The 26,011-nt window shown below is 34.8% G+C and carries 27 protein-coding genes and 2 tRNA genes; 15 read left to right on the plus strand and 14 right to left on the minus strand.

Annotated features, from left to right (window positions below; genetic code table 11):
* Positions 1-4: 4 nt before the first annotated feature.
* The 6 genes from thrB to ribD are packed head-to-tail and all read left to right on the plus strand — an operon-like array spanning position 5 to position 5,628.
* On the plus strand, positions 5-898 hold the full coding sequence (thrB, locus tag EL247_RS06720; RefSeq protein ID WP_054195623.1) for a homoserine kinase: 894 nt from the start codon (positions 5-7) through the stop codon (positions 896-898).
* Between the two features lie 21 nt (positions 899-919).
* The gene (locus EL247_RS06725; protein ID WP_005022696.1) at positions 920-1,159 is read left to right on the plus strand and encodes a DUF448 domain-containing protein; all 240 of its coding nucleotides are present in this window, start codon (positions 920-922) and stop codon (positions 1,157-1,159) included.
* The gene (gene infB, locus EL247_RS06730; protein WP_065826373.1) at positions 1,159-3,807 is read left to right on the plus strand and encodes a translation initiation factor IF-2; all 2,649 of its coding nucleotides are present in this window, start codon (positions 1,159-1,161) and stop codon (positions 3,805-3,807) included. Before EL247_RS06725 ends, infB begins: the two co-directional genes overlap by 1 nt.
* A 3-nt stretch (positions 3,808-3,810) precedes the next feature.
* Positions 3,811-4,182: a 30S ribosome-binding factor RbfA gene (rbfA, locus tag EL247_RS06735; protein WP_104745811.1), complete on the plus strand. Its 372-nt coding sequence runs from the start codon at positions 3,811-3,813 to the stop codon at positions 4,180-4,182.
* On the plus strand, positions 4,172-4,603 hold the full coding sequence (gene rimP / locus EL247_RS06740; protein WP_104745812.1) for a ribosome maturation factor RimP: 432 nt from the start codon (positions 4,172-4,174) through the stop codon (positions 4,601-4,603). Before rbfA ends, rimP begins: the two co-directional genes overlap by 11 nt.
* Positions 4,597-5,628, plus strand: a complete 1,032-nt coding sequence (ribD, locus tag EL247_RS06745; RefSeq protein WP_104745813.1) for a bifunctional diaminohydroxyphosphoribosylaminopyrimidine deaminase/5-amino-6-(5-phosphoribosylamino)uracil reductase RibD — start codon at positions 4,597-4,599, stop codon at positions 5,626-5,628. Before rimP ends, ribD begins: the two co-directional genes overlap by 7 nt.
* Here the strand turns inward: ribD and hemW are convergent.
* The 11 genes from hemW to rpsT all read right to left on the minus strand — a co-directional run bounded on the left by hemW (position 5,614) and on the right by rpsT (position 15,610).
* Positions 5,614-6,669 carry a radical SAM family heme chaperone HemW gene (gene hemW, locus EL247_RS06750; protein WP_232019790.1) on the minus strand — a complete coding sequence of 352 codons (1,056 nt, stop codon included), beginning with the start codon at positions 6,667-6,669 and terminating at the stop codon, positions 5,614-5,616. The two genes, ribD and hemW, sit on opposite strands and share 15 nt — an antisense overlap.
* Before the next feature lie 70 nt (positions 6,670-6,739).
* Positions 6,740-7,300, minus strand: a complete 561-nt coding sequence (locus tag EL247_RS06755; protein WP_104745815.1) for a hypothetical protein — start codon at positions 7,298-7,300, stop codon at positions 6,740-6,742.
* Between the two features lie 300 nt (positions 7,301-7,600).
* Positions 7,601-9,577, minus strand: a complete 1,977-nt coding sequence (locus EL247_RS06760; RefSeq protein WP_054195598.1) for a ribonuclease J — start codon at positions 9,575-9,577, stop codon at positions 7,601-7,603.
* Between the two features lie 13 nt (positions 9,578-9,590).
* Positions 9,591-10,319 (minus strand): 16S rRNA (adenine(1518)-N(6)/adenine(1519)-N(6))-dimethyltransferase RsmA, encoded by a 729-nt coding sequence (gene rsmA / locus EL247_RS06765; RefSeq protein ID WP_005022686.1) that lies wholly within the window; start codon positions 10,317-10,319, stop codon positions 9,591-9,593.
* A gap of 119 nt (positions 10,320-10,438) precedes the next feature.
* The gene (locus EL247_RS06770; RefSeq protein WP_224757656.1) at positions 10,439-11,113 is read right to left on the minus strand and encodes a pilus assembly FimT family protein; all 675 of its coding nucleotides are present in this window, start codon (positions 11,111-11,113) and stop codon (positions 10,439-10,441) included.
* Positions 11,094-12,290 carry a hypothetical protein gene (locus EL247_RS06775; RefSeq protein ID WP_054195596.1) on the minus strand — a complete coding sequence of 399 codons (1,197 nt, stop codon included), beginning with the start codon at positions 12,288-12,290 and terminating at the stop codon, positions 11,094-11,096. Before EL247_RS06775 ends, EL247_RS06770 begins: the two co-directional genes overlap by 20 nt.
* Before the next feature lie 3 nt (positions 12,291-12,293).
* Complete coding sequence (gene ilvA / locus EL247_RS06780; protein WP_005022683.1) at positions 12,294-13,502, minus strand: threonine ammonia-lyase; 1,209 nt, start codon at positions 13,500-13,502, stop codon at positions 12,294-12,296.
* The gene (locus tag EL247_RS06785) at positions 13,499-13,936 is read right to left on the minus strand and encodes a CoA-binding protein (RefSeq protein ID WP_065828895.1); all 438 of its coding nucleotides are present in this window, start codon (positions 13,934-13,936) and stop codon (positions 13,499-13,501) included. Before EL247_RS06785 ends, ilvA begins: the two co-directional genes overlap by 4 nt.
* A gap of 150 nt (positions 13,937-14,086) precedes the next feature.
* Positions 14,087-14,177: transfer RNA gene (locus tag EL247_RS06790), tRNA-Ser, on the minus strand.
* A gap of 60 nt (positions 14,178-14,237) precedes the next feature.
* Positions 14,238-15,308: a peptide chain release factor 1 gene (prfA, locus tag EL247_RS06795; protein WP_104745816.1), complete on the minus strand. Its 1,071-nt coding sequence runs from the start codon at positions 15,306-15,308 to the stop codon at positions 14,238-14,240.
* A 26-nt stretch (positions 15,309-15,334) separates the two neighbouring features.
* Positions 15,335-15,610, minus strand: coding sequence for a 30S ribosomal protein S20 (rpsT, locus tag EL247_RS06800; RefSeq protein ID WP_005022680.1), 276 nt, complete (start codon positions 15,608-15,610; stop codon positions 15,335-15,337).
* A gap of 107 nt (positions 15,611-15,717) precedes the next feature.
* Here rpsT and glmM point away from each other — a divergent pair, with 107 nt between their 5' ends.
* The 4 genes from glmM to EL247_RS06820 all read left to right on the plus strand — a co-directional run bounded on the left by glmM (position 15,718) and on the right by EL247_RS06820 (position 17,996).
* Positions 15,718-17,055, plus strand: a complete 1,338-nt coding sequence (gene glmM, locus EL247_RS06805; RefSeq protein WP_005022679.1) for a phosphoglucosamine mutase — start codon at positions 15,718-15,720, stop codon at positions 17,053-17,055.
* Positions 17,052-17,513, plus strand: a complete 462-nt coding sequence (lspA, locus tag EL247_RS06810) for a signal peptidase II (protein ID WP_371257995.1) — start codon at positions 17,052-17,054, stop codon at positions 17,511-17,513. Before glmM ends, lspA begins: the two co-directional genes overlap by 4 nt.
* Before the next feature lie 25 nt (positions 17,514-17,538).
* Positions 17,539-17,614: transfer RNA gene (locus EL247_RS06815), tRNA-Val, on the plus strand.
* A 112-nt stretch (positions 17,615-17,726) separates the two neighbouring features.
* The gene (locus EL247_RS06820; protein WP_126442125.1) at positions 17,727-17,996 is read left to right on the plus strand and encodes an EexN family lipoprotein; all 270 of its coding nucleotides are present in this window, start codon (positions 17,727-17,729) and stop codon (positions 17,994-17,996) included.
* Positions 17,997-18,190: 194 nt separating this feature from the next.
* Here EL247_RS06820 and der read toward each other — a convergent pair whose 3' ends face one another.
* Entirely contained in the window at positions 18,191-19,576 is a 1,386-nt protein-coding gene (gene der, locus EL247_RS06825) for a ribosome biogenesis GTPase Der (protein WP_126442126.1), read from the minus strand.
* Positions 19,577-19,692: 116 nt separating this feature from the next.
* Between der and EL247_RS06830 the strand changes: the two genes are divergently transcribed.
* Positions 19,693-20,589, plus strand: a complete 897-nt coding sequence (locus EL247_RS06830; RefSeq protein ID WP_065837076.1) for a DMT family transporter — start codon at positions 19,693-19,695, stop codon at positions 20,587-20,589.
* Here the strand turns inward: EL247_RS06830 and EL247_RS06835 are convergent.
* Complete coding sequence (locus EL247_RS06835; RefSeq protein ID WP_005022672.1) at positions 20,579-20,986, minus strand: hypothetical protein; 408 nt, start codon at positions 20,984-20,986, stop codon at positions 20,579-20,581. The two genes, EL247_RS06830 and EL247_RS06835, sit on opposite strands and share 11 nt — an antisense overlap.
* 6 nt (positions 20,987-20,992) lie before the next feature.
* Positions 20,993-21,700: a Bax inhibitor-1/YccA family protein gene (locus EL247_RS06840; RefSeq protein ID WP_005022670.1), complete on the minus strand. Its 708-nt coding sequence runs from the start codon at positions 21,698-21,700 to the stop codon at positions 20,993-20,995.
* Positions 21,701-21,837: 137 nt separating this feature from the next.
* Here EL247_RS06840 and gap point away from each other — a divergent pair, with 137 nt between their 5' ends.
* From gap to EL247_RS06855, 4 genes are all read left to right on the plus strand, one after another.
* On the plus strand, positions 21,838-22,848 hold the full coding sequence (gap, locus tag EL247_RS06845) for a type I glyceraldehyde-3-phosphate dehydrogenase (RefSeq protein WP_054195591.1): 1,011 nt from the start codon (positions 21,838-21,840) through the stop codon (positions 22,846-22,848).
* Between the two features lie 19 nt (positions 22,849-22,867).
* Positions 22,868-24,172 carry a M99 family carboxypeptidase catalytic domain-containing protein gene (locus tag EL247_RS06850; RefSeq protein WP_126442127.1) on the plus strand — a complete coding sequence of 435 codons (1,305 nt, stop codon included), beginning with the start codon at positions 22,868-22,870 and terminating at the stop codon, positions 24,170-24,172.
* Positions 24,172-24,336: a hypothetical protein gene (locus EL247_RS08575; RefSeq protein ID WP_172594060.1), complete on the plus strand. Its 165-nt coding sequence runs from the start codon at positions 24,172-24,174 to the stop codon at positions 24,334-24,336. The genes EL247_RS06850 and EL247_RS08575 overlap by 1 nt, the downstream gene beginning before the upstream one ends.
* A gap of 376 nt (positions 24,337-24,712) precedes the next feature.
* Positions 24,713-26,005: an O-acetylhomoserine aminocarboxypropyltransferase/cysteine synthase family protein gene (locus tag EL247_RS06855; RefSeq protein WP_005022662.1), complete on the plus strand. Its 1,293-nt coding sequence runs from the start codon at positions 24,713-24,715 to the stop codon at positions 26,003-26,005.
* The last annotated feature ends 6 nt before the right edge of the window (positions 26,006-26,011 follow it).

Genomic DNA, 26,011 nt, shown 5'->3' on the forward strand with positions numbered 1-26,011 from the left:
TTTTATGCTTTTACGCGTTCCAGCCACTAGTGCTAATTTAGGACCAGGCTTTGATAGTTTAGGGCTTGCTTTGGAACTTTATAATTATTTTAGTTTAAAGCCCTCAAAATTTACTTCCATTCAAATCCATGGAGAAGGGGCGAAGAATCCAAAATTACGCATTGATAATGTTTTTGTGCGAATCTTTAATGAGCAACTCAAAAAACTTATTGGCAAAACCCTTCCATTTAAATTTACTTTTGAAAATTCCATACCTATTTCAAGGGGCTTAGGCAGTAGCTCTGCTGTGATTATTGGTGCAATTAGTGCCGCATTTAAAGTTGCACAAATCCCAATAGATAAGCAAAAAATCATCAATATCGCTTTGCATTATGAATCCCACCCTGATAATATTACTCCAGCTTGTATGGGCGGTTTTAATGCTTGTATGCTCTCACGCAATCAAGTCCGCTTCTTAAAAAAAACTTTGCCCAATTCTATCCAAGCTGTGATTGTTATCCCCAATCAATCTATTTCCACTCATCTATCAAGAAAAACTTTGCCACAAAAATACTCCCAAAAGGACGCTATTTTCAACCTTTCTCACTCTACACTTTTAGCAAGTGCATTTTTTGAAGAAAAATGGGATTTGCTAAGGGAAGCAAGTATGGATAAATTTCATCAATTTTTTAGAATGAGGCAAATCCCTATTTTATTTGAAGTGCAAAAAACCGCTTTAAACCATGGTGCTTTAATGAGCACTTTATCTGGCAGCGGTTCTACCTTTTTTAACCTCTGTTACAAAGAAGATAGTGCTAATTTATGTGAGGTTTTGACCAATAAGTTTCCAAAATTAAAAGTTCTTACATTGAAATTTGATAATTTTGGTATGGTTTTTGATGATGAATTTAAGCTCTAGTTTGCTATAATCGAGAATTTTATGTCAAGTCCAATTAGAATGTGCATTGTTTGTAGAGAAAGATTTGCTAAAGAGCAATTAACACGCTTACAATATAAAGATTTAGCAATTCACTTATTTAGGGGGGAAGGCAGAAGTTTTTATGTGTGTAAAGCCTGTCAAAATACACCCAACTTTATCAATGCCGTGACTAGAATACATAAGATTGATAAAAAACATAAAGAAATTTTAAAAGAATCATTAAAGGAGATTTTTACATAATGGATAAAATCCGTATCAGTCAAATTGCAAAAGAAATCGGGAAAACTAGCAAAGAGATTCTTCAAAAGGCACAAGAATTAGGATTTGAAGTAAAAACCGCTTCAAGTGCTGTAACAACAGAACAGGCAGAAGAATTATACAATTATGTTTTATCAGGCAAAAGTGTTGAGATAAAAACTTCCAAAGAAGAAACCAAAAAAAGCACCAAAACAGAAAAAACCACAAAAACAAAAAAAGAAGAATCCAAACTCAAAAAAACAAAAGAAGATGAGATTGACAAAAAAACTCGCACAAAAACTTCCACAAAAGATTCCAAAAAAGAATCTCCAAAAATCGCAACCAAAGAAGTTTTACAAGAAGAAAATCCACAAGAATCCCCAAAAACACAACAAGAATCTCCAAAACAAGACTTACCCATTACCCCTCAAGAAAATTCCACTATCAAACGCACGGGATTACGAATTGTTAAAAAACGAGACTTAAAAACCGAAGAAATCCCACAAACACCAATAGAAGAAAAAAAGGAACCTTCAAAAACACTACAAGATTTGTTAGGCAATTTTGACAATGATAGCTTTGCAAAAAAAGACAAAAAAAAGAAAAAAGAAAAATCCAATCTACAACACACCAAAAAGCCCAACCAACAAAAAATAGATTTATTAGACAATAGGGAGTTTCAAAGCTCTGATGATGAAGAGGAAGAAGGCATTATTTTATTTGATTTAAGCGTGCAAGATGAAGTCAATCTTGATGAAGAAGAAAATGAAAAAAGAGCTACCACAGAAAGAATCAAAATCCAGCGTCACAATCCTTTTATGGAGCAAGGTAGCACAAGGCGTTCTAGCCGCAAAAAAGCCCCAAAACCTCAAAAAACTCAAGAAACTATCCAAGGAATTGTAAATATTCCAGAAGAAATTAGAGCCTATGAATTTGCAGAAAAAATAGGGCGTTCCACAGGAGATGTTATCAAAGTCCTCTTCTCACTTGGAATGATGGTAACTAAAAACGACTTTTTAGAAAAAGACGCCATTGAAATCCTAGCAGAAGAATTTGGCATACAAATCGAAATTACAAATAATGCCGATGAGCTAGACTATACACAACTCCACGAATCTAATGAAAATGAAAAAGACTTGGTAGAACGCGCACCCGTTGTTACGATTATGGGGCATGTTGATCATGGAAAAACTTCTTTGTTAGATTACATTAGAAATACCAAAATCGCTTCAGCTGAAGCAGGAGGAATCACTCAACACATTGGAGCTTACACGATTACCAAAAATGGCAAACAAATCACCTTTATTGATACTCCCGGACATGAGGCTTTTAGTGAAATGCGTGCAAGAGGAGCTTCAGTAACAGATATTGCAATTATCGTTATTGCCGCAGATGATGGCATCAAACCTCAAACAATCGAAGCATTAAATCACGCAAAAGCCGCAAATGCACCAATTATTATTGCAGTCAATAAAATTGACAAACCCGAAGCAAACACCGACAAAGTCAAAGCAGAAGCGGCAGAGCTTGGATTTACTCCACTTGAATGGGGAGGCGAATATGAATTTGTGCATATCTCTGCAAAAACAGGGGAAGGGATTGATGATTTATTAGAAACCATTTTACTTCAAGCAGAAATCTTAGAATTAAAAGCCAACCCAAATAAACCCGCGCGTGCTGTTGTAATTGAAAGTAGCCTAGAAAAAGGAAAAGGACCTGTTGCAACATTAATCGTCCAAAATGGAACATTAAAAGTTGGGGATAGCATTATTGCAGATACTGCTTATGGGCGTGTAAGAGCGATTAGCGATGATTTAGGCAAAAATATTACTACCATTACACCTTCTGGAGTAGGCGTTATCACCGGATTAAATGAAGTCCCACCTGCTGGTTCTATCCTTTTGGCTGTAGAAAATGACAACATTGCCCGAGATTACGCACAAAAACGCGCAGCCCACCTACGACAAAAAGAGCTTTCACACTCTACAAAAGTTTCTTTTGATGAACTTAGCTCTATGGTAGCACAAGGGCAGCTTAAAAATCTCCCTGTTATTATCAAAACCGATACTCAAGGAAGTTTAGAAGCTATCCGCGGTAGTTTAGAAAAACTCCAAAACGATGAAGTAAAAGTCAATATTATCCACAAAGGCGTAGGAGGTATCACAGAAAGCGATATTACTCTTGCAGCAGCAAGCACAAATTGTGTAATTTTGGGCTTCAATGTCCGCCCAACAGGAAGTGTCAAAAATAAAGCAAAAGAACTGGGGATTGAAATCAAAACTTACTCTATTATTTATGCTCTAATTGATGATATTAAAGCCTTGCTTGGTGGATTACTCTCCCCTGTATTTGAAGAAGAAAATACCGGACAAGCAGAAGTGAGAGAAACATTTAATATCGCAAAAGTAGGGACTATCGCGGGTTGTTTTGTAACTGATGGAGTGATTCAAAGAGGTATCAAAGTCCGCTTAATTAGAAATGGAGTTGTAATCCATACAGGAAACATTGCTTCGCTTAAAAGATTCAAAGATGATGCAAGAGAAGTGCAAAAAGGCTTTGAATGCGGAATTATGCTAGAAAACTATAATGATATTCAAGTGGGCGATGTTTTTGAAACTTACAAAGAAGTTGCCAAACAAAGGACATTCTAGGAAATGAAAAATATCAAGCTAGAGCGGACTCAATCGCTTCTAAAAGAGCTTATCCCAACAGCATTAGCCAATCTTAATGATACTAGGCTCAATGCCTTAAATGTAATCGAAGTAAAATGCTCAAGAGGTAAATATTCTGCACAAGTTTTTTTAGATTCTGCTTCTTTGGATAAGCAAGAGCAAAAAGAAATCCTAAATCAACTCAAAAAAGCAAAAAATCTCATTAAAGAATACTGCTTAGAAGAAACCGGCTGGTTTAGATGTCCTGATTTTCAATTCTTTTTTGATGAATCACTAGAAATAGAAAACAAACTAGACAAAATCTTCCGCACTATTGAGCAAGAAAAACAAAAAAGGAATATCAATGCTAATTAGCCAAGAATTACAAGCAAAAATCCAAAAACTTGTAGAGAGTTTTGGTTGCAAAATCTATGATATTACAACCCTCAAAGAAAATGAAAACCAAATCCTTAGAATCTCTATTACCAAAAAACCTTCTGTTAGCCTTGATGATTGCCAAGAAGTTAGTCTTGCACTCTCCCCGCTTTTAGATGTTGAGATTCCAAACTTCGAAAAATATTACCTAGAAGTGAGTTCTCCGGGGATTGAACGCCCCTTAAAAACCAAAGAACATTTTGAAGATGCAATAGGTGAATTAGTAAAAGTAAAAACCATCTCCAAACAAGATTTCAAGGGCAAACTCATAGCCATAGACGATGAATCTCTAAAGCTAGAAAGTGGCGAAATAATTCCAATTTCTGAGATCAAAAAAGCACAAACTTATTTTGAATGGTAGAATCTCTTTATTTAGAATTAGCAATAAAAGAGGCATGGAAAACCCAATGCCAAACCCTACCAAACCCTGCAGTTGGTGCAGCTATTTTGGACAAACATGGCAAACTCCTCTCTATTGATGCACACCAAGAAGCAGGCAAACCCCATGCGGAAGTTTTAGCCCTCAAAAATGCCTATTTCCACCTCACCCAAGATTCTGCTATCCTTTCACTCCAAGAATCCCACCAAATCCACCAATACCTTAAACAAAATGCCAAAGATATTTTTAGCAACTCCACTCTCTACACCACGCTAGAACCTTGTATGCACGAAGGCAAAACTCCTTCTTGTGCATCTCTTATCAAATCTTTAGGAATCAAAAATCTCGTTGTTGCAGCAAAAGACCCCAATCCCAAAGCACAAGGCGGTGCAGAATATCTTGCAAATTCCAATATAAAAGTTACTAAAATATGGGGGGATTCACAATTTAACACGCTTGCTATCAAAGCTCAAGAATTACTATTGCCCTTCAACCTTTTGCAAAAAAAAGGAAGTTTTGTGCTGTTTAAATATGCTTGCAGACTTGATGGCAGCATTGATGGGGGGCAAATTAGCTCCAAAGAAACGCAAATTTTTATGCACAATCTACGCTCCAAACTTAATAACCTCATCATTTCAGGAAAAACAATTTTGCTTGATAATCCCACACTAGATTCAAGGTTTTGTTCTTTGGAAAACAAAAACCCTCCCGATATCACAATTTTGACCAAAAATTCCAATTTCCCTCAAACCGCCCCCCTCTTTGCTATTCCTAATCGCAAAGTTGAAATTTGCCACTCTATTCCAAACTTTAGCGGTTTTGTAATGTGTGAAGGCGGAAGCAATCTTTTAGAATCTCTCCTGCCCCATATTGATATGCTGCTTGTCTTTGTAAGCCCAACCCTTTCGACTTATCACCTAACACACCATTTTCAAGCCCATTTTAAACTTCTGCATTGCCAAATGATAGGCAATGATATAGCCCTTTGGCTTTTACCCCAAAAATAACGCCAACTCATCGCCCAAAAAATAATCCAACGCATAGATTCTATTCTCTTTTTTTTCTACTTTTTTCTCATTGAGCAAAATTTCTAAGGCTTTCTTTTTGGTTATTTTAGATTCTAGCACACCCACACAAGAGCGAAGCCCCAAAAATAAATGTTCTAATTCTATATCCTTTGATTTTAGAATCTCTTTATCTCCACTTTTTCCCTTCAAATAATCCTCAATTTCACACACCCCATAAATCCTAATACCATTGATACACCCTACTGCACCTGCCCCAACGCCTAAATATTCTTTTTGCTCCCAATACCCTAGATTATGCGTAGAATAATAACCCCTTGCATAATTGCTCACTTCATATTGCACAAACCCTTGTTGCCCCAAACACTCTTTCATAAAATGCCCCATACTCGGATATCCCTCAAACTCTCCACTAAATTCCCTTTTTTGTTGCACAAAAAATCTACTCCCCTCATCAATGCTTAATTGATAAGCAGAAATATGATTAATAGGCAACTTAGATGCCATTTGCACTTCTTGCTCCAAAATCTCTTTGGCACAAAATGGAGTGCCATAAATCAAATCTATACTAATATTTTCTAACCCAACTTTGAGCGCATTTTCCATTGCCTCATAAATAGAATCTTCTCTATGAATACGCTCCAAAAATCGCAATTTTTCAGCAAAAAAACTCTGCACCCCAAGACTTAAGCGATTGACACCAAAACTTTTTAGATTCTTAATCCATTCTAAAGTTAGTGAATTTGGATTTGCTTCAATATTGACTTCTGCATTCCCTTTCAAAAAAGGATAAAGAATCTCAAAAATTCTTTGGTATTTTGATGATTCCACCACACTTGGAGTACCACCCCCTATATAAACTGAAGTGATTTTAGAAACTCCATAAAACGCCAATTGCTCCGCCAAATCATCATACAATCTTTGCATATATTGATGCTTAAGATGATTTTTATTAGTTTTTGAATTAAACGCACAATAACCACATTTGCTATCACAAAAGGGAATGTGCAAATATACTGCCACTTCCAAGATAAATCCTAAAAAATGCAAAATTATAGCAACAAAGCAATTTTTACAAGATTAAACCTATCTATCAAATACTCAAATACACCGCCAAAGTCGTTACCAATATTCCAAGAATAATTGCAATGATAGACCCTTTCCTATCGCGTTTGCAAAATGCCGTTAAAAACAATCCAGAAAGATACAAAAGCACTAAAGCAATCGAAAATCCAACCGCTAAAATATCAAAATAATACTTCCCAGCCGCCTTATGCAAAAGCAGCAAAACTCCATACCAATTTCTATCAATTGCCCTTAGTGTATAACTTGGACTATTTTTATCTTGTATGAGCAAAACTTGATATTTCAAAGTCCCCATAGAATGAGAACCTTTAAAGAATCTAACTTCTGTATTACTGGGTATTTCTAGCTTATTTTCTTGCAAGATTCTTAGCATTACCTCCCTTTCACTGCCTTTTGGGATAGTATCTTGTATCCTCACTTCTTTAATTTCTGCACCCGCATTTTGCCGAATATCAAAAATATACAAAGAACCCGTAATAGCATAAATCAAAGCCATGGGTATAAAAAACAAACTAACATACAAATGCACTTGCATCCAAGTTTTATTACTGATAATTTTTCTTGCCATTATACAATTCTCCCAAATCCAAACTTCTCAATCATTACAAACACCTTTAAACATTTCTACCTATCAACCACTTACTAGCATTTTGTGATACAGCTTCTTTATCTCAAAATGTAGAATATACTATAAATAGTAAGAATTGATTTTATTTACTATCCACTTAAAAAATAATAAAAATAATAATGAAAATTATTTATTGAGGAAATTTCTCTACCCCAAAACAATGAATATTATTTGTCAATTTACATTTGATTTCAAAATAAGAAGCAATAAGGGAGATTCTAGCCTAGAATCCAAAAGATTCTAGCTAAAAATTACATTAGGCATAATAGTAGGATAACGCTTGGTTTTTTTAAACATCAGCTTTCTTAAAGCATTGCGAATCTCGTTTTCCATAGCTTTTTGACTGCTATAAAGTTCTTTTTTGCAATTTTTCACAAAAAGTGAGAAAAATTCCTCAATTTCTTTATTAAAGCTCAAAATATCTTTATTTGCAATGATTCCCATTGTTTGTATTCTTGGCTTACCGATGACTGCATTCTTTGCCTTATCTATTTGGACGACTACAATCACTATACCATTTTCAGCAAGATTCTGCCTATCTAGCACCACATCATTTGCAACAAAGGCATTAATTTGATTATCAATATAGATTTTACCGGTTTTCACACTTCTTACTTTGCGTAAATAATTGTGTGCGATTTCTATTTGATCTCCATCTTCCATAAGATAAATATTTTTTTCATCAACCCCACAAGAAATGGCTGTTTCTTTGTGTTTTAAAATATGATTATACTCTCCATGCACAGGTAAGAAGAATTTTGGCTTCACAAGTCTTAACATCAACTTTTGCTCTTCTTGTGCAGCATGCCCACTTGTATGAATCTCACTAAAATCTTGATAATACACTTTTGCACCAGCTTTATTAATAAAATTCAAAATATTTGAAACAGAACCTTCATTGCCCGGAATCGCTTTTGCTGAAAGTATCACAATATCGCTTGGCTTGATTTTAATATGCCTATGTTCATCAGTCGCCATACGATAAAGAGCACTCATTGTCTCCCCTTGGCTACCTGTTGTAACAATCAACACTTCTTCATCGGCATATTTTGCCACTTCGTGTGCTTCAATAAAAATATTTTGTGGCAAATCTATATAACCCAAAGTCCTTGCAATTTCCAAATTTTTCTCCATAGAGCGTCCAATTACAGAGATTTTTCTACCATATTTCAATCCATACTGGATTGCTTGATAAACACGATGGATATTAGAGCTAAAAGTACTCATAATCACACGCCCCTTAGCTCGTGAAAACAACATATCAAATGCAGGTCCAACGCTTGCCTCACTAGGAGTATATCCTGCTTTATGAGAGTTTGTAGAATCGCTAAGTAGTAATAAAACGCCTTGTTCTCCATAATATGCGATTCGATTCAAATCTGTTGGATAACCATCAATGGGTGTATGGTCGATTTTAAAATCACCTGTATGGAATATCACTCCAGCCTCTGTTTTGATAGCCAATGCACTAGAATCTACAATTGAATGAGTAATGTGTATCCATTCAATCTCAAACTCACCAATTCTAATAGGCTTTCTTTTTTCTACTGCACGAAAAAGTGAGCGATATTTTTTTAAACCATGCTCATCAAATTTAGAACCAATCAATCCCAAAGGAAGCGGAGTCCCATAAATAGGAAATTGATATTTTTTAAACAAATAAGGCATCGCACCAATATGATCCTCATGTGCATGGGTAATCACAATCCCTGCAATTTTGTCTTTTATCACTTCAAGATAGCTAAAATCTGGTACCAAAATATCTATCCCGTGCATATCGCCATCAGGGAAACTCATTCCTGCATCAATAATAATTGCAGAATTTTGAGTTTCAATCACCGTCATATTTCCACCAATTTCACCAAGCCCGCCAATAGGAGTGATTCTTACCTTTCCATTTGGATTAAATTGCACTTGAGAGTGTGTAGTCAAAGAATTTTGATGGACTTTTGCATTCACCTCAACAGCTTTTCTTAATTCCAAATTAGATTGATTGACCTCTCTATTTCCACCATTTCTATTGTGGAATTTTTCCCCATTTTGTCCAGAATTATTTTGAGATTTTTTGTGCCTATAGTGATTGCGACTTTGTCCCTCTTGCCCTTGTTTTTCTTCTCTTGTTCTATCTTGTTGGTTTCGTGGTTTAAAACGCCTTTTATTTGGCTCTTTTTGTGAATTTGTATTTTGTGTATTATTTTGCGTTTCTTTTTCTTCCATGACAATCCGCCTTTTATAAAATTTTCAAAAGTCGGTGATAAGTGGCAGTATCAATCTCATGAGGTCTTTTATTGGGCGTTATTTGCAAATCTTCTAAAACTTCCAAAACTTTTTGTTTGGAATAGTTTTTAGAAAGATTATTAAAAATAGTTTTTCTTGGGGCATTAAAAGAAATCTTTAGCAATCCCTCTAATGCCTCCAAAAAATCGCTTGGCAATATTTGATTCTTTTGTATCAAAAATACTGCAGAAGTTACTTTTGGCTGTGGCACAAAGGCAATTGGCGGGACTTCAAAAAGCAATTTTGCCTCCCCAACACTCTGTGTTAAAACACTCAAAGCACTAAAATCACTTTGATTCTCACTAGCACAAAATTTTAAAGCAACTTCTTTTTGTGTCATCACGACACAGCCCTTACACAAAGGATCTTTAATGGCTTTTATTACCAACAATGTTGCAATATAATAAGGCAAATTTGAAATAAGAAAATAAGGCTTATCCCGCAAACTATTTCCCTTCCAAATTTCCATTACATCGCCAATTTTAAGTTCCAATTGCTTACTCTCAAGGGCTTTTTTAAAACGCTCTTTCAAATAAGGTAGCAATTCCTCATCGACCTCATAAGCAGTGATATTCCCTAAGCCTAAAAGCTTATTTGTTAGATCACCTAAGCCAGCCCCAATCTCAATAAGCTCCAAATCAAGAGCCTCTTTGGGAATGGATTGGACAATCTGCAATAACACATTCTCATCTTGTAAAAAATTCTGTCCAAAATGCTTTTTTGCAAGTCTATTTTTATCAATTGTTTTGATATTTCAAACCTTAAAAAATATTTTTTTATTGTAACATAATTTTATTTAATTTAACACTTTTCAACCAAACCATTTTCAGAAATACAAATTCTCACCGATGCACCAAAATTATCCATTAATTCCAAAATTACCTCGCTATCTGGATAACTTACCTTTTCTCCCGATTTTTTACATCTTACAAACCCCAAATCATCAAAAAGTATTCTTCCTCCATTTTGCTTTCCACATCCCCCATACATTTGCACCTTACTCACTCCATACCGCTTAGATATAGATAAATCACCCTCCCTTAAACCATTTGCAAATTTGGTATTATTATAAGTATAAACACTCAAATATTTTCCACTCATAGAATCCCTAGCAACTTCAAAAGAATCCATAGGTCTATCATCAAAATTTTTTGTCTTAGAGCTCCTTGCACTATCGCTAAAAACAGAATAAGCCCAACCAATATTTTTCAAATCAGCAAACTGCAATCTCCAAAAACTCTCTTGGTATCTTTCTCTCTCTTCTTGACAAAAATCACTTTGACAAAAAGCATTTTGCGTAATTTGCTTAGAAGAATTGAGTGCCAAAAAACGCGTATAATTTAAATGATTCACAATCTGCTCTTGTGCAAGATTTAATAAAGATTGTGGATAAATCACATAACCAACTGCGCCCAAAATCCCAATAATTGCCAAAACAAGTAAAATTTCAAATAAGCTAAAGGCTTTTTTGGACATAAAACACTGCAACCTTTTTGCCATAATAAAAAATAGGAATCTCTTTTGCATTTTTTACAAAATAAGTAGTAATCTTGACATTTCCACCTTGATTGATTCCATAAAACCTTAAACGCTTTTGCATTCTTTCATTTGTATTGACTTGAAAAATATTCTGCTCTTTTAGATTTTGAGCCAATTCTTTTGCCAAATAATGGCGGTATGCAAAATATTCTTCTTGATTGCTGCTAAATAATGCAAATAAGGGCTTAGAAAATAACAAAACCAAAACCATTGCCAATAAAACCAACAAAGTTATCCCAAAAGGTATTTTATAACGCGATTTAAACTCAGGCAATCTCACTCTAAGCCCCGAAAAATACAAACTCACCATCAAAGGAATCCCCACTATCAATAATGGTGCAAAAGTTTCAGTTTCCACCTTTTGACGCAAAGACAAAAAAAGAATAAAACCTAACGCAACAATAGAAATATACCAAATCAATGGCTTTGTTTTAGAGTTATAAAAACGATAAAGTGCGTATAAAAAATACAAAAAAACCAAGGGTGAAAAAATCAAAAGCAAATGCCCACTAGTATCAATGAAATATCCTGCTGGGTGTCCTCCAATTTCTAAATCAAACAAATACATATTAAGCGCAAAAAATATCAACGAAAGAAAAACTAAAAATGTATTTTTTTGTGCAATCCCATAAAAAATTAATGCCAAAAAAACCAAAGCAAAACTTTTATCCACAAAAGCCATAATCAACAAAAGCCAATAAGGAATTTTATGCGTTTGTTGATACAAAATACACAACAACAAAGTAAGAAAAATAATAATTCCGCTATTAGAAATAAGAATTGCAGCTGCATTCACTCCGGGCAGCAACAAAAACAACAAAACACAAAAAAGTGCATCACTTGGACGCTTCAAGAATCCTTTGGCAAAAATAAACATTAATACTGCATTGCACAAATGCAAAAGCAAAAAAAGCATTCTTAGCCCAATATCATTTTGCCCAAACAAAAAAACACTCAAATTGCTTAGAAAGCCACCAAAATCCAAAGGTTCAAAAAAATGACTTGCTTCATCATAGCTAATGCTTAGATTCTTGCCAACCCACAAAAGTATCAAAAAATCTACAATTAATAATACACATAGATAAAAATAAATTTTTCTACTTTCTACCAGCATTAACTACATTTCAACAAATTTATAGCCATCTTTATGCAATTCTCTTCGAATTTCATCTTGATGCTCTTTGCCTTTTGTTTCAATCACTACAACCACATTTGCATCGCCATACCCCAAAGAAGTGGAAGTCCTATCAAAATCAATTTTTACAATATTTGCCCCCAATCTTGAAAGCAAATCACTAAGAGACTGCAAACTTCCGGGCTTATCAATCAAAACAACACTAAAACGCATTTTGCGATGAGAGCGAACCAAGCCTTTTTCAATAATCACTCCAAGCATTGTAACATCAATATTTCCACCACTCAAAACCAACCCCACAGATTCATTTTGAGCAATTTTGAACTTATGGTGCAAAAGAGCCGCCACAGCAGCTGCCCCAGCACCCTCTACTACCAATTTTTGTTTTTCTAACAAATACAAAATTGCATTAGCGATTTCCTCATCATCCACCATTACAATCTCATCTACACTCTCTAAAATATAATCAAAATTTCTCTCATTCACATCACGCACAGCAATACCATCGGCAATTGTCCGCACAGATTTTGTGGTTTGGATTGCCTTTTTATAAAAAGAATGATACATTCCCGGCGCACCTTGTGCGACAACCCCTACTATCCTCACACTTGGCAACATTTGCTTATAAGCCGCAGCAATTCCAGAAATCAATCCCCCTCCGCCTATAGGAACAACAATGGTTGTTAGATTATTTTGATCTTCTATCATTTCTAATGCAATTGTCCCCTGCCCTGCAATCACCTCATCATCGGCAAAAGGGTGAATAAAATGCAAATTATTCTTTTGTGCATACTCCAACGCATAAGCGTAAGCTTCATCATAATTGTTTCCATGCAAAATTGCTTCTGCTCCAAGCTCTTTAACCCCCATAACCTTAAGCAATGGAGTGGATTCTGGCATTACAATAACCGCTCTAATGCCATAATGCTTTGCACTATATGCCACACCTTGTGCGTGATTCCCAGCACTTGAAGCAATCACCCCATTTTTCCGCTCTTCTTGAGTGAGAGTGGCGATTTTGTTAAAGGCTCCTCTTAGCTTGAAAGAACCGGTATTTTGGAGATTCTCTTGCTTAACATAGACTTTTGCTTGACTTAATTCACTAAGTTTTGGCGCAAAAGCCAACTTTGTATGTTCTACCACGCCTTTTAATCTGCGACTTGCGTCCATTATTTTTGCTAAAGCAATCATTTACACAACCTTTGATGTTCTAATTTGATACATAAATTTTCAAAATACATTATCCCTTTTGCTTCTAATTCCTCTTTTGCCCCTTGCCTTTGAATCCCAAGCTGTGCCCAAACGCATTTTGGCTTGTTTTCTAACCCTGAAATCTCTTGAATTATCCCCAAAAGCGCTTCACTTTTGCGAAAAATATCCAAAATATCAACTCCTCCATTTTGCTTGATAGATTCATCACAAAAAACTTCCTGCAAACTCCGATAAACCTTCATTCCAAGAATCTCTCCACCTTTTGGATAAATAGGGATTATTCTATAACCTTTTTCCAAAAGATATTTTGCCACTTTATGACTTGGCTTATCTTCACTGGGAGAAAGCCCCAAAATAGCAATGGTTTTAGATTGTTCTAAAATTTGTTTTATTTGTAAATCTTGATTAATCATTTTTACAACTTTTTTAGAAGAATTTTAACGAAGTTTTTTAAAAGTTTTCTAAAACTTATCAATTTAAAAATTTTATGTTTTATCAATATCCATAAAAATGGGATAAAATTTATCAAATCTTTGCAAAATAAAATTAAGCTAATGAAGTAATGGCGGACAGAGAGAGATTCGAACTCTCGGTAATCTTGCGACTACGCATCCTTAGCAGGGATGTGGTTTCAGCCAACTCACCCATCTGTCCATTGTAAGATTAATTTAAAAATTGAATTATATTAAAAAAATGTAAAAAGTTCCTTAAATATTATGCAATACCACTATTTTGTAATGCTTCTGCCTGAAAATAAGCAATAATAGGCTCAATCACTTGATCCAAATCGCCATTTAGCATAATTTCTTCCAAACTATACAAAGTCAAACCAATCCTATGATCACTTAAACGATTTTGTGGATAGTTATAGGTGCGGATTCTCTCACTTCTATCCCCACTTCCAACCTGCGATTTTCTCGCCTCTGCATTTTGTTCCATTTGTGCTTCAAGCTCTGCTTCATAAATCCTAGCTTTTAAGATTTTTAGGGCTTTATCTTTGTTTTTATGTTGGGATTTTTCATCTTGCATAGAAACGCTAATTCCTGTTGGTATATGAGTAATACGCACAGCAGAATCTGTTGTATTGACACATTGCCCTCCATGCCCACCAGCTCTAAATACTTCAATTTTTAAATCATTTGGATTAATTACCACTTCCACATCATCAACTTCTGGCATAATCGCCACTGTGATAGCCGAAGTGTGAATCCTCCCTTGAGATTCTGTTTCGGGGACACGCTGCACACGATGAGTTCCACCCTCATACTTCAAACGAGAATAAGCACCCTTCCCTTTAATAAGGGCAATTACTTCTTTATAACCCCCAAAATTATTTTCATTTGAGCTAATAATTTCAACTTTCCAGCCCTTTGATTCTGCATAACGAACATAGGCTTTAAACAAATCTCCAACAAAAATCCCCGCTTCATCGCCGCCTGTCCCCGCACGAAGTTCCAAATAAATATTCTTCTCATCATTTGGGTCTTTTGGTAAAAGCAATACTTTTATCTCTGATTCTAATTCCTGATTTTGTGCTTCTGCTTCTTTAATTTCTTCTTTTGCTAAATCCCCTAATTCTTTATCATCAAGAAGCGATTTATTCTCTTCAATGCTTTGAAGATTCTGAAGATATTGTTTTGATTTTTGCACCAACTTTTCTAAATCACTTTGTTCTTTGCTTAACTCTGTAATTCTCTTTATATCACTAAGAATCTCTGGCTTAATAAGCAACGCACTGATTTCTTCATAGCGTTCAATGAAGGGTTTTAATTTTGAAGCTAGCATTTAATAAAGCTTTAGCTAACCTAAAACTAAGCGTTAGCTAAAATGAGTTTTTTTACAGATGCGTTAAGACGACTAACTTTCCTAGCAGCAGTATTTTTCTTCAAGATTCCCTTACTTACATAGCTATGGAATGCTTGATTGATTTGCTTCATAACCTCTTGGGATTTACTAGCATCTTTTGCCTCAATCGCCTCTTTTAAACTTCTTGTCATATTTTTGATTCTTGTTTTATAGTAGCGATTTCTTTCTGTGCGTTTTTTAGTTTGTCTGATACGTTTTTCTGCTGATTTATGATTTGCCATAGAGCGTTAATCCTTTTATAAAAAAATTTAAGCTAAAATTCTATTTGATTTTTTATTAAAAGCAAATAAAACAAAAAATGCAATAAACCAAATATGAAGGCAACATGATGAAACTTTTTGGAACAGATGGTGTAAGAGGCGAAGCTGGAGTGAAACTAAACGCATTTTGTGCATTAAAGCTTGGAATTGCTGCGGGTATCTATTATCGCGAACATTCCAAAACTAATCGCATTTTAGTAGGCAAGGATACAAGACGCAGCGGATATATGCTAGAAAATGCCCTTGTAAGTGGGCTTACAGCAGTGGGCTATGAAGTGATTCAAATCGGTCCTATGCCCACACCTGCTATTGCCTATCTCACTGAAGATATGCGTTGTGATGGCGGAATTATGGTAAGTGCAAGCCACAATCCTTTTATGGACAATGGGATTAAGTTTTTTGGCAAAAGTGGCTATAAAATTGATGAAAAAGATGAGGAAGTTATCGAAAAAATCTATCACAATGAATCTTTGCTAGAAAGTGCGCAAAAAACCGGCAAAGAAATCGGCTCTAGCAAAAGAATCGACGATGTTATAGGGCGTTATATTGTGCATATCAAAAATTCCTTCCCCAAAGATTTAAGCCTCCATGGAATCCGAGTTGTGCTAGATTGTGCTAATGGTGCAGCTTACAAAGTCGCCCCAACAATTTTTAGTGAGCTTGGTGCAGAAGTTTTTGTCATCAATGATACCCCAAATGGCTTTAATATCAATGAAAATTGCGGTGCTACTCAACCTCTTATGTTGCAAGAAGAAGTGCGAAGAGTTCGGGCTGATATTGGCTTTGCACTTGATGGTGATGCAGATAGACTTGTGGTGGTCGATGAAAAGGGCGAAGTAGTCCATGGCGATAAACTCATCGGAGTTTTAGCACTTGCTGCCAAACAAAATAACACTCTAAAAAACAATACCGCTGTTGCTACGATTATGAGCAACTACGCTTTAGAGGAATTTTTGGCTCAAAATGGCATCAAACTCATCCGCTCTAATGTCGGAGATAAATATGTATTAGAAAGTATGCTAGCTCAAAATCTTAATTTTGGCGGCGAGCAAAGCGGACATATTATTTTTAGCGATTTTGCAAAAACCGGAGATGGTTTAGTGAGCGCCTTACAAACCATAGCCTATATCCTAAAATCCAAAAAACAAGCTTCCAAAGCTCTTGATTGCTTCAAGCTTTACCCGCAAATTTTAAAAAATCTCAATGTCCAAAGCAAGCCTAATTTAGATTCACTAGAAAACTATCAAAATCTACTCAAAGAAATTACTTCCAAAAAAATCCGCCATTTAATCCGTTATAGTGGCACAGAAAATAAACTTAGAATCTTGCTTGAAGGCAAAGATTCCAAAGCCCTAGAAACCACAATGCAAGAATGTGAAGCTTTTTTTAGAGGAAAACTTTATTGATAAAAAAACATTTTTTAATTCATTTTTTCCTTGCTGTGATTCTTGTCCTTATTTTGGATCAAGCCATCAAATGGTGGTTTGTCCTAAGCGGATTTGAATATCAAGGCAAAATCATCTCTTTGGTGCTTGTTTATAATCAAGGGGTGGCTTTTTCGATGTTTGCATTCCTTCAAGAATGGCTAAAATACTTGCAGATTCTGCTACTTATTGGTATTTTTATCTATCTTTGGAAAAATCAAGAACTCTTCAAAACCTATTGCATTCAAATTGGCGTTATCTTTGGGGGTGGAATCTCAAATATCCTAGATAGATTTATCCATATTGGTGTGGTGGATTATATCTATTGGCATTATAAATTTGAATTTGCAATTTTTAATTTTGCAGATATTATGATTAATCTTGGCGTATTTTTGATTGTGCTACAAACACTTTTAAGGAAAGATAAAAGAGCAGTTTGATAGAATCCAAAACTTCTTTAAATTTGGTCGCGTAGCTCAGTTGGTAGAGCACTACCTTGACATGGTAGTGGTCGCTGGTTCAAGTCCAGTCGTGGCCACCATTTTTTGATTCTCCAAATTATCTCCAAAATTCTATCAATTTATCAGAAATAATTTTAAGCTAATATATATATATATATAATTCCTTTATAAAATTATTTTAAAGGATAAAAAATGAAAAATGTAATTAAAATCTCAATTTTGAGTGCTTTGGTAGCTGGAATCTTTTCTGCTTGTTCAAGTGAGCCAAAGAGTGTGCAATATTATGAAGATCCAAAGAATGCTGAAGAATTGGCAGAAAAAATCAAAGAATGCAAGAAAAATGCAAATTCTGAATTAAATGATGATGAATGTGCAAATGCTTATAAAGCGGAACGCTCAAAGTCTTTTGATAACCCTTTTCCAATTGATATTAACCCTGATGATTTCAGGAGTAAAAAGTAAATTTATTACAAGCTTTTGGCATTTTTGAAAATCCTACAAATAAATAGCTATTAGAAATAATAGCTATTTAAATTAATATGAGCTATTTTGATTTTGCTTATATCTTTTTATATTTTCTTGCACTTTTCAATCCTAGCCACAAAGATTAAGCACTCCAAACTCAAAATCACAAGCAATGCAGTCTTTCTTACAAACTAACTCTCCTCTTCTTCAAAAGAATTTTTTCCTCTTGCAACAAAAATAATCCGCACTCCACTAAAATCAAATTTTTCTCGCAAAAAATTCACCAAATAGCGTTTGTAGCTAAAATGCAAACTATTAGGGCGATTCATAATCAACGCGATTTGTGGCGGCTTTGTCTCAAATTGTGTCGCATAATAAACCTTCACAATCTTGCCTCTATCACTTGGGATAGGATGACGGCTTGTCGCTTCTTTGATGATTTCATTAAGCTTGGCAGTAGGGATTCTTGATGAGAAATTTTGATAAACTTTCACTATTTCTTGTTCTAGTTTTTGGATATGACGCCCATTTTTAGCCGAGATAGTAAGGATTGGTGCATATTCTAAGAATTTAAAACGCAATCGAAAATCCTCTAGGATAGCCTTATAATCTTTATAAGCAATATCCCATTTATTCAAAACCACGATTACACCGAGTTTAAACTCATCAATCAAACCTGCGATTTTTTCATCTAATTCCACAAAGGGCTTGGAAGCATCAAGCACCAAAATAACAATATCGGTGCGTTTTAATACCTCTCTTGTTCGATTGAGAGCAAATTTCTCTAAACCTTCAATCTTCCCTCTACGCCTTATCCCAGCAGTATCGACGAAATTTACCCTTCTCCCCTCAATCTCCCCCATTTCATCTACAGGATCAATAGTCGTCCCTGCAACTTCTGATACTACAGAGCGTTCTTGCTTCAAAAGTGCATTCAAAAGAGAGCTTTTTCCAACATTTACTCGCCCTATAATACCAATATTGATGATTTCACTTTGGCTATCTGCCCCTTCTGCTTCCAAAAAATCTTCTAAAGATTCTTCACTCTCTGCACCCTCAAAAAGCCAAGTAAGAGAATCTTTTTTTAAAAGCTTGACAATAGAATCTTCTAATCTCCCAATGCCTCTATTGTGTGAGACAGAAATAAAAAATAAATTTTGTGTGCCAAATTCTGCAAATTCCCACGCCTTTTCTTGCTCTTTTTCATTATCAATTTTATTAACCACCAAAAAAACATTAGGATTCTTTTTTTGGAGAGAATAAAAAATCTTTTTATCTATCTCATTTGGGGGCATTTTCCCATCTACAAGATACAAAATTAAATCTGCATTTTCTCCAGCTAGATGAGAATGCTCGCTTACCTTTGCAAACAAAGAATCACTTTGATCTATCCCGCCTGTATCCAAAAGCAAAAAGGGGGTATCTAAAATGAGAATATTAGCTTTTTTGATATCTCTTGTCGTCCCTGCAACTTCTGAAGTAATGGCTATTCTTGATTTACAAAAACGATTAAAAAGAGAGCTTTTCCCTGCATTTGGACGCCCCATTATTGCTATACTTCCATAAATTTTATCCATAAATCTTCCTCTTATTTTATGGTTTGTATTTTAATGTGTAATTTTGTCAAACCAAACTTAAAGTTAAGCCTAAAAATTCTATTATTTCACAAAAATAACAAGATAAAGACTTCAAAATGTACCAAAATAGACAAGCTATCATTGCTATGCTTATTGCTGCTTTGCTTTTTACGATTATGGGAATGTTTGTAAAAATCCTAACCCCTAATCTCCCTGTTATCGAAGTGGCTTTTGCTAGAAATTTTTTTGGTTTGATTTGGATTATCATTGCCCTTATGATAAATCCTCCAAAATCTCAACAAGGTGGCAAACCTTTTATTTTATTTTTTCGTGGATTTGCTGGAGGAAGTGCTATGATGGCGTATTTTTATAATATGTCTGTAATGCCTTTAGGAATCGCTTATGCCTTTTCTTACACTTCACCCATTTTTCTAGCACTTTTTAGTGTGATTTTTATCCATCAAAAAGTTTCTATCAAAGTTTGGATTGCTATCTTTCTTGGATTTAGCGGGATTATACTTATTTCTAATCCTCAAAATATTCACTTAAGCCTTTGGGGATTAAGCATAGGGATTTATAGCGGAATTGGAGCGGCTTTAGCCTATCTTTCTGTTGCAGAATTAGCCAAAAATTATGATCCACGAATCATTATCGGCTCTTTAATGTTTAGTGGCTCTATTCTACCACTTTTAACCCAACTTGTGCCTTATAAACATTATCCTATTGAATTATTTGCACCTTTTGTTATGCCAAATTTCAAAGAATGGATTTTAATTTTGGGACTTGGCGTTGTTTCTACTTATGCACAAATCTATCTTACAAAAGCCTATGGACTAGGCAATCCACCCGTTATTGGTGCAATTAGCTATGTAACGATTTTTATGGCAACTTTAGCAGGGATTATTTTGGGTGATGCTATTCCACATAATTTGGTTGTTATTGGAATGATTTTAATTGCTTGTGGGGGGATTTTGGCAGCCCTAAGCACCAAAAAAAGAAAGGCTAGAAACTAAATTTTTCTAAAATTTCTTTTTCTAAAACATACAGAGTATAGCGAATCTCTTTGAATTCTTCACTTTTTGAAACTTCACTTAGCTTCAAAATTTCCTCTAGCACGCGTGCAGATTCTTGTGCTCGTTTGAAATTTGCTACTACAATGCTTTTTAGATTAGCACGATTTTGCTCTTGTTTGGTTGAAGGTTTTAAAACATCATTTTGAGAATCTCGAGAGTGTAGCAAGGATTCAAAATTATTTATTTTGCAACGATGGCGAAGGTTTTTTAATTGAAGTGCGAAATCTTTGTGGTTAAACCCATAACGCAAAATATCTTCTATAACCCTAATGCCCTCTCTTAAGCGATTGAGATTAGCATCGAGGATTCTAAGCGTTGAATCAGGGATTTGATTCAACACTGCTTATTCATTATTGGAATTAAAAATTCCAAGTAATTGCAACAATGAAACAAAAAGATTTAAGAAATCCAAATAAAGACTAACTGCCGCAGTTACAGGGCTATCATAAAGTCCCCTAACGATATTTTGTGTATCATAAGCAATAAAAATACTAAACAAAATTGCACTTACTCCAGCAATGATGACTTGCAAAATCGGACTTCCCAAAAACAAATTAATCAAAGACCCAATCACAACGACAATCAAAGCAATAAAAAGCATTTTCCCCATACTTGCCAAATCTTTTTTAGTGCGTAATGCAAAAATACTCATAATTCCAAAAATTGCAGTTGTTAATAAAAACGCTTGAGCGACAATCGCTGCTCCACCGGGCATTCCCAAAACTCTACTAAGAATTGGAGTGAGTGTCAATCCGCTTACAAAAGTGAATGCAAAAAGCATAAAAAGATTGATACCTGGCTTTGTTTTGGTGAAAAACAATCCAAAAAGCAATGCAAACTCTAAAATCACAAATCCGATATAAAATTGTGCCACAATAGCACCAAGTGTGCTAATACCGACATAAGCACCAACTGTTGCCGCCAAAAGTGAGCCCGCAAATAGTTGATAAGTTTGTTTCACAAATTGGATTAATGCTGTATCACTTTGTGCATAACTATTTTCTGAATACTGTTCAAAATTATTTATAGATTTTCTATCATACAATGACATTGAAAATTCCCGTCCTTAAAATTAAAGTTTTTATTCTATTATTATATCAAAAAAATTAAGTGAAAAAATAAAACCGCAAAATTATTTTTATGTTACAATTTTGCATTTAAATTTCTAAAATAAAGTGCGCATTGTTTATGAAAAAAGTAAAAATCTTCATCAATGGTTTTGGTAGAATTGGGCGTTGTATTGCACGCATAGCCTTATGCGAAATGCAAGATAAAATAGAAATTGTTGGTATCAATGACCCTACAAACTCTGAAGTATTAGCTTACCTTTTTACACACGATTCTATCCATCACACCCAAAAAATCATATTAGAATCCAAAAATCTAGCCAAAAATACTTTTACTTTTAATGGAGTAGAAATCCCCTTTAGCCACGCAAAAAGTCCTAGTGAGGTGGATATTTGCGGTGCTGATATTATCATTGAAGCAAGTGGAATATTTTTGGAAAAAGAATCCGCTACACACTATCTCAAAAAAGGTGCAAAAAAAGTGATTTTTTCTGCTCCTGCAAAAGACGATACAAAAACCTTTGTTTTGGGAGTTAATCATCAAAAATACAATGACGAAAAAATCCTCTCTAACGCAAGTTGCACTACAAATGCCCTAGCACCGGTTATCAAATTGCTTGATGAGAATTTTGGCGTAGAAAAGGGGATTTTAACCACAATCCACAGCTATACTAATGATCAAAATCTTATCGATTCTGCACACAAAAAAGGTGATTTTAGGCGTTCAAGAGCTGCTGGAATCAATATCATTCCTACTACCACAGGTGCAGCAAAAGCCCTGCATCTTGTATTGCCACAAATGAAGGGAAAACTGCATGGGCATAGCGTAAGAGTTCCAGTAGCTGATGTATCAATGGTAGATTTAAATGTCAATCTTTCACAAAAAACAAATAAAGAAGCAATCAATCATATTTTTAAACAAGCCTCCAACAATGAATTAAAAGGAATTTTGGGAGTAGATGAATCTTTTGGAGTTTCACAAGATTTTCTCAATAATCCACTTAGCGGCATTGTTGCTTTGGATTTGACCTTTGTTTTGCAAGAAAATATGGCAAAAATTATGATTTGGTATGACAACGAATGGGGCTATTCTCATCGCATTTTAGAAATGGCTTGCTTTATTTCAAAATAACACACAAAGGATTCTGGCTTTGAAAAAAAGATTCATTTGGATATTCATTCTCATCGCAACTACCCTCAATATTTTATACGCCAAAAACGCCCCCTTTAGTCTTTATGAGCTAAAAGGCGATAGCGATGGTGCAACCCTGCTTGTCATTGGCGGGATTCACGGAGATGAGCCCGGAGGATATTTTGCACCAAGCATTTTGATTAACTCTTATCACATTCTAAAAGGAAATGTGCTTGTTGTGCCAAATCTCAATCCTGATAGCATTATAGCTTTCAAACGCGGAATCTATAATGATATGAATCGCAAATTTGCTACCATTGATAGAAGCGACCCAGATTTTGATAATGTAGCAAAAATCAAAGAAATTATCACTAATCCCAAGGTAAATTTCATCATTAATTTGCATGATGGACATGGATTTTATCGCCAAAAATGGGAAAACTCTATCTTCAATCCAAAAGCATGGGGGCAAACCTATGTGATTGACCAAAAAACACTAGACAATATCCTTTTTGGGAATCTCGATGAAATTGCCAAACAAATTGAAAACAAACTCAACCAAGAATTGCATTATGATTTTCATACCTTTGGCGTAAGAAACACCGAAACAAGATTCAAAGATGAAGAGCAGCAAAACTCTCTTACTTATTATGCTATTACTCACCTCAAACCAGCCCTTGCCATAGAAACTAGCAAAAACATCAAAGAGCTTCCACTAAAAGTATTCTATCAACTTAGCTCTATTGAAGCTTTAATGGATATTTTGGGAATAGAATACACAAGAGATTTCACGCTTGATTTAAAAAGCGTAGAATCAAAAATCAAATCTTATGGCACACTCACTATCAATAATAACATCACTTTTGATTTAGACAACATCAAAAAAACTATCAATTTTGTTCCACTCCTAAAAGACAACAACCATTTTGTCTTTAAACATCCACTAGGACGCACAAAAAAGGTAAAAAATGGCTATGAAGTCTATATCGGACACCAAAAAATTACCTTTTTAAAATCCGATTATTTTCCTATGCAATGCAATATCCAAGATATAGAAATCACGATCGATAAAAACATCACAAAAAAAGTAAATTTTGGTAAGATATTAGATTTCAAAGAGGGATTTTTAATCAAAAAAACTAATGCAAGAATCAACATTATAGGCTATTCCAAAAATGGAGTAACAAGCGAGGAAGAAATCTACCTAACTGCTGATGAAATTGATAAAAATTTCTCTTTAGACAAAAACAATCAATCATTTCGAGTTGAAGTGTATCAAGGGGAAAATTTCTGCGGAATGGTTACTATGAAGAAAGGAAATTAATGCAAAAACATCTTAAGGAAAATGGCAAACAAAATATCATTTTACTAGGTGGTAGCAATTCTGTAATGGTTAATGGCTTACAAAAAGACATAAGAGAGGGGATTACAAAACTTAATGAAGGAAAAGATGAAAAAGAACAATTAACATTTACAGCTTTGCTTTAGGGGCGACAAACTCTATACAAAATCTTTATAGGCTTATAAAACATAAAATTTTAGCTAAAAATGCAAAATTAATCATTACGACAAACCCATTGCTTACTTCAAGTTTGCAAAAGAAGTGCGTGAGTTGAATAAAGAATTGGCAAAAAAATAGAAAGGGATAGGCAATTTAATCTTTCATCTACTTTTATACTTCCTAGCTCTTCTAACTGCTTTAATCCACAAACTTTTATGAGATTTTATTTCTAATCTACCACAAAACAAAATGTATATTTTTGTAACATTTTTAAAAAATTTTATATTATATATTAAAATACAATATGTATTTTTATTTTTAATGTTATAATTTTCAAAACAAAAAAAATACAAAGGATAAAAAATGGCAAATTTAAAACATAATAATTTTTCACAAGAAACCCTTGCATTACACGCAGGTTATACTTATGATTCACAAAGAACACTAAGTGTTCCAATCTATCAAAACACCGCTTATAGCTTCAAAAACCTAGAGCAAGCCGCTGCGAGATTTGGGCTTCAAGAGCTTGGGAATATTTATTCTAGGCTAACAAATCCTACGACAGATGTTTTGGGGGCAAGATTAGCAGCAATTGAAGGTGGAGCTTTTGGCGTGCCAACAGCGAGTGGAAGTGCAGCGATTTTCTATACTCTTGTAAATCTTGCACAAAATGGCGATAATATCGTGTATTCTAATAAGATTTATGGCGGTTCTCAAACCCTTATTGTCCATACACTAAAGCGTTTTGGCATTGAAGCGAGGGTATTTGATATTGATGATATTGAAAACTCTCTTCCAAAAGTAATTGATAGCAAAACCAAAGCTATCTTTTTTGAAAGTCTTTCCAATCCGCAAATTGCGATTGCAGATACACAAAAAATCACACAGATTGCAAAAACTCACAAAATTATCAGCATTTGCGACAACACCGTAGCAACTGCATTTTTGCACAAGCCTTTTGATTTTGGAGTGGATATTGCAGTTTATAGCCTAAGCAAATATATCAATGGGCAAGGAAGTGCATTAGGTGGAGCTGTGATAGAGCGACAAGGTTTGAATGAACTCATCAAAGACAATCCACGCTATCCCGCTTTTAACACCCCTGATGAAAGCTACCATGGACTTGTGTATGCAACCCTACCCTTACCTATTTTCTCTATTCGCCTCATCACAGAATGGCTAAGAAATATCGGTGCTACACTCTCCCCGCAAAATGCTTGGATCATCCTACAAGGACTAGAAACACTAGAATTAAGAATCCAAAAACACAGCCAAAATGCCCTAGAAGTAGCCAGATTCTTAGAATCTCACCCCAAAGTCAAAAGCGTAAATTACCCCGGACTCCCCAACAATCCTTACCACAAACTTTTAGGAAAATACTTCAAAAACAACCATTGCAGCGGTCTTATCAGTTTTGAAGCACAAAGTTTTGAAGAGGCACAAAAAATTTGCAATTCCCTTGAGATTTTCGCTATTGTGGCAAATATCGGTGATTCCAAATCACTCATCATTCACCCTGCTTCCACAACCCATTCACAACTAAGCCCAAAAGAATTAGAATCCGCAGAAATCACGCCTGCTACAATTCGCCTAAGCATAGGATTAGAATCGCCTAAAGATTTAATTGCAGATTTAAAGCAAGCTTTAGAAAAATAGGAGATT

Source organism: Helicobacter pullorum (assembly GCF_900638355.1).
GTDB lineage: Bacteria > Campylobacterota > Campylobacteria > Campylobacterales > Helicobacteraceae > Helicobacter_D > Helicobacter_D pullorum.

What these genes read in the sequence shown, in the direction of transcription:
- thrB (WP_054195623.1), top strand. Translation starts at nt 5, where the DNA reads ATGCTTTTACGCGTTCCAGCCACTAGTGCTAATTTAGGACCAGGCTTT.
- EL247_RS06725 (WP_005022696.1), top strand. Translation starts at nt 920, where the DNA reads ATGTCAAGTCCAATTAGAATGTGCATTGTTTGTAGAGAAAGATTTGCT.
- infB (WP_065826373.1), top strand. Translation starts at nt 1,159, where the DNA reads ATGGATAAAATCCGTATCAGTCAAATTGCAAAAGAAATCGGGAAAACT.
- rbfA (WP_104745811.1), top strand. Translation starts at nt 3,811, where the DNA reads ATGAAAAATATCAAGCTAGAGCGGACTCAATCGCTTCTAAAAGAGCTT.
- rimP (WP_104745812.1), top strand. Translation starts at nt 4,172, where the DNA reads ATGCTAATTAGCCAAGAATTACAAGCAAAAATCCAAAAACTTGTAGAG.
- ribD (WP_104745813.1), top strand. Translation starts at nt 4,597, where the DNA reads ATGGTAGAATCTCTTTATTTAGAATTAGCAATAAAAGAGGCATGGAAA.
- EL247_RS06755 (WP_104745815.1), bottom strand. Translation starts at nt 7,300, where the DNA reads ATGGCAAGAAAAATTATCAGTAATAAAACTTGGATGCAAGTGCATTTG.
- EL247_RS06760 (WP_054195598.1), bottom strand. Translation starts at nt 9,577, where the DNA reads ATGGAAGAAAAAGAAACGCAAAATAATACACAAAATACAAATTCACAA.
- EL247_RS06770 (WP_224757656.1), bottom strand. Translation starts at nt 11,113, where the DNA reads ATGTCCAAAAAAGCCTTTAGCTTATTTGAAATTTTACTTGTTTTGGCA.
- EL247_RS06775 (WP_054195596.1), bottom strand. Translation starts at nt 12,290, where the DNA reads ATGCTGGTAGAAAGTAGAAAAATTTATTTTTATCTATGTGTATTATTA.
- ilvA (WP_005022683.1), bottom strand. Translation starts at nt 13,502, where the DNA reads ATGATTGCTTTAGCAAAAATAATGGACGCAAGTCGCAGATTAAAAGGC.
- EL247_RS06785 (WP_065828895.1), bottom strand. Translation starts at nt 13,936, where the DNA reads ATGATTAATCAAGATTTACAAATAAAACAAATTTTAGAACAATCTAAA.
- prfA (WP_104745816.1), bottom strand. Translation starts at nt 15,308, where the DNA reads ATGCTAGCTTCAAAATTAAAACCCTTCATTGAACGCTATGAAGAAATC.
- rpsT (WP_005022680.1), bottom strand. Translation starts at nt 15,610, where the DNA reads ATGGCAAATCATAAATCAGCAGAAAAACGTATCAGACAAACTAAAAAA.
- glmM (WP_005022679.1), top strand. Translation starts at nt 15,718, where the DNA reads ATGAAACTTTTTGGAACAGATGGTGTAAGAGGCGAAGCTGGAGTGAAA.
- EL247_RS06820 (WP_126442125.1), top strand. Translation starts at nt 17,727, where the DNA reads ATGAAAAATGTAATTAAAATCTCAATTTTGAGTGCTTTGGTAGCTGGA.
- der (WP_126442126.1), bottom strand. Translation starts at nt 19,576, where the DNA reads ATGGATAAAATTTATGGAAGTATAGCAATAATGGGGCGTCCAAATGCA.
- EL247_RS06830 (WP_065837076.1), top strand. Translation starts at nt 19,693, where the DNA reads ATGTACCAAAATAGACAAGCTATCATTGCTATGCTTATTGCTGCTTTG.
- EL247_RS06840 (WP_005022670.1), bottom strand. Translation starts at nt 21,700, where the DNA reads ATGTCATTGTATGATAGAAAATCTATAAATAATTTTGAACAGTATTCA.
- gap (WP_054195591.1), top strand. Translation starts at nt 21,838, where the DNA reads ATGAAAAAAGTAAAAATCTTCATCAATGGTTTTGGTAGAATTGGGCGT.
- EL247_RS08575 (WP_172594060.1), top strand. Translation starts at nt 24,172, where the DNA reads ATGCAAAAACATCTTAAGGAAAATGGCAAACAAAATATCATTTTACTA.
- EL247_RS06855 (WP_005022662.1), top strand. Translation starts at nt 24,713, where the DNA reads ATGGCAAATTTAAAACATAATAATTTTTCACAAGAAACCCTTGCATTA.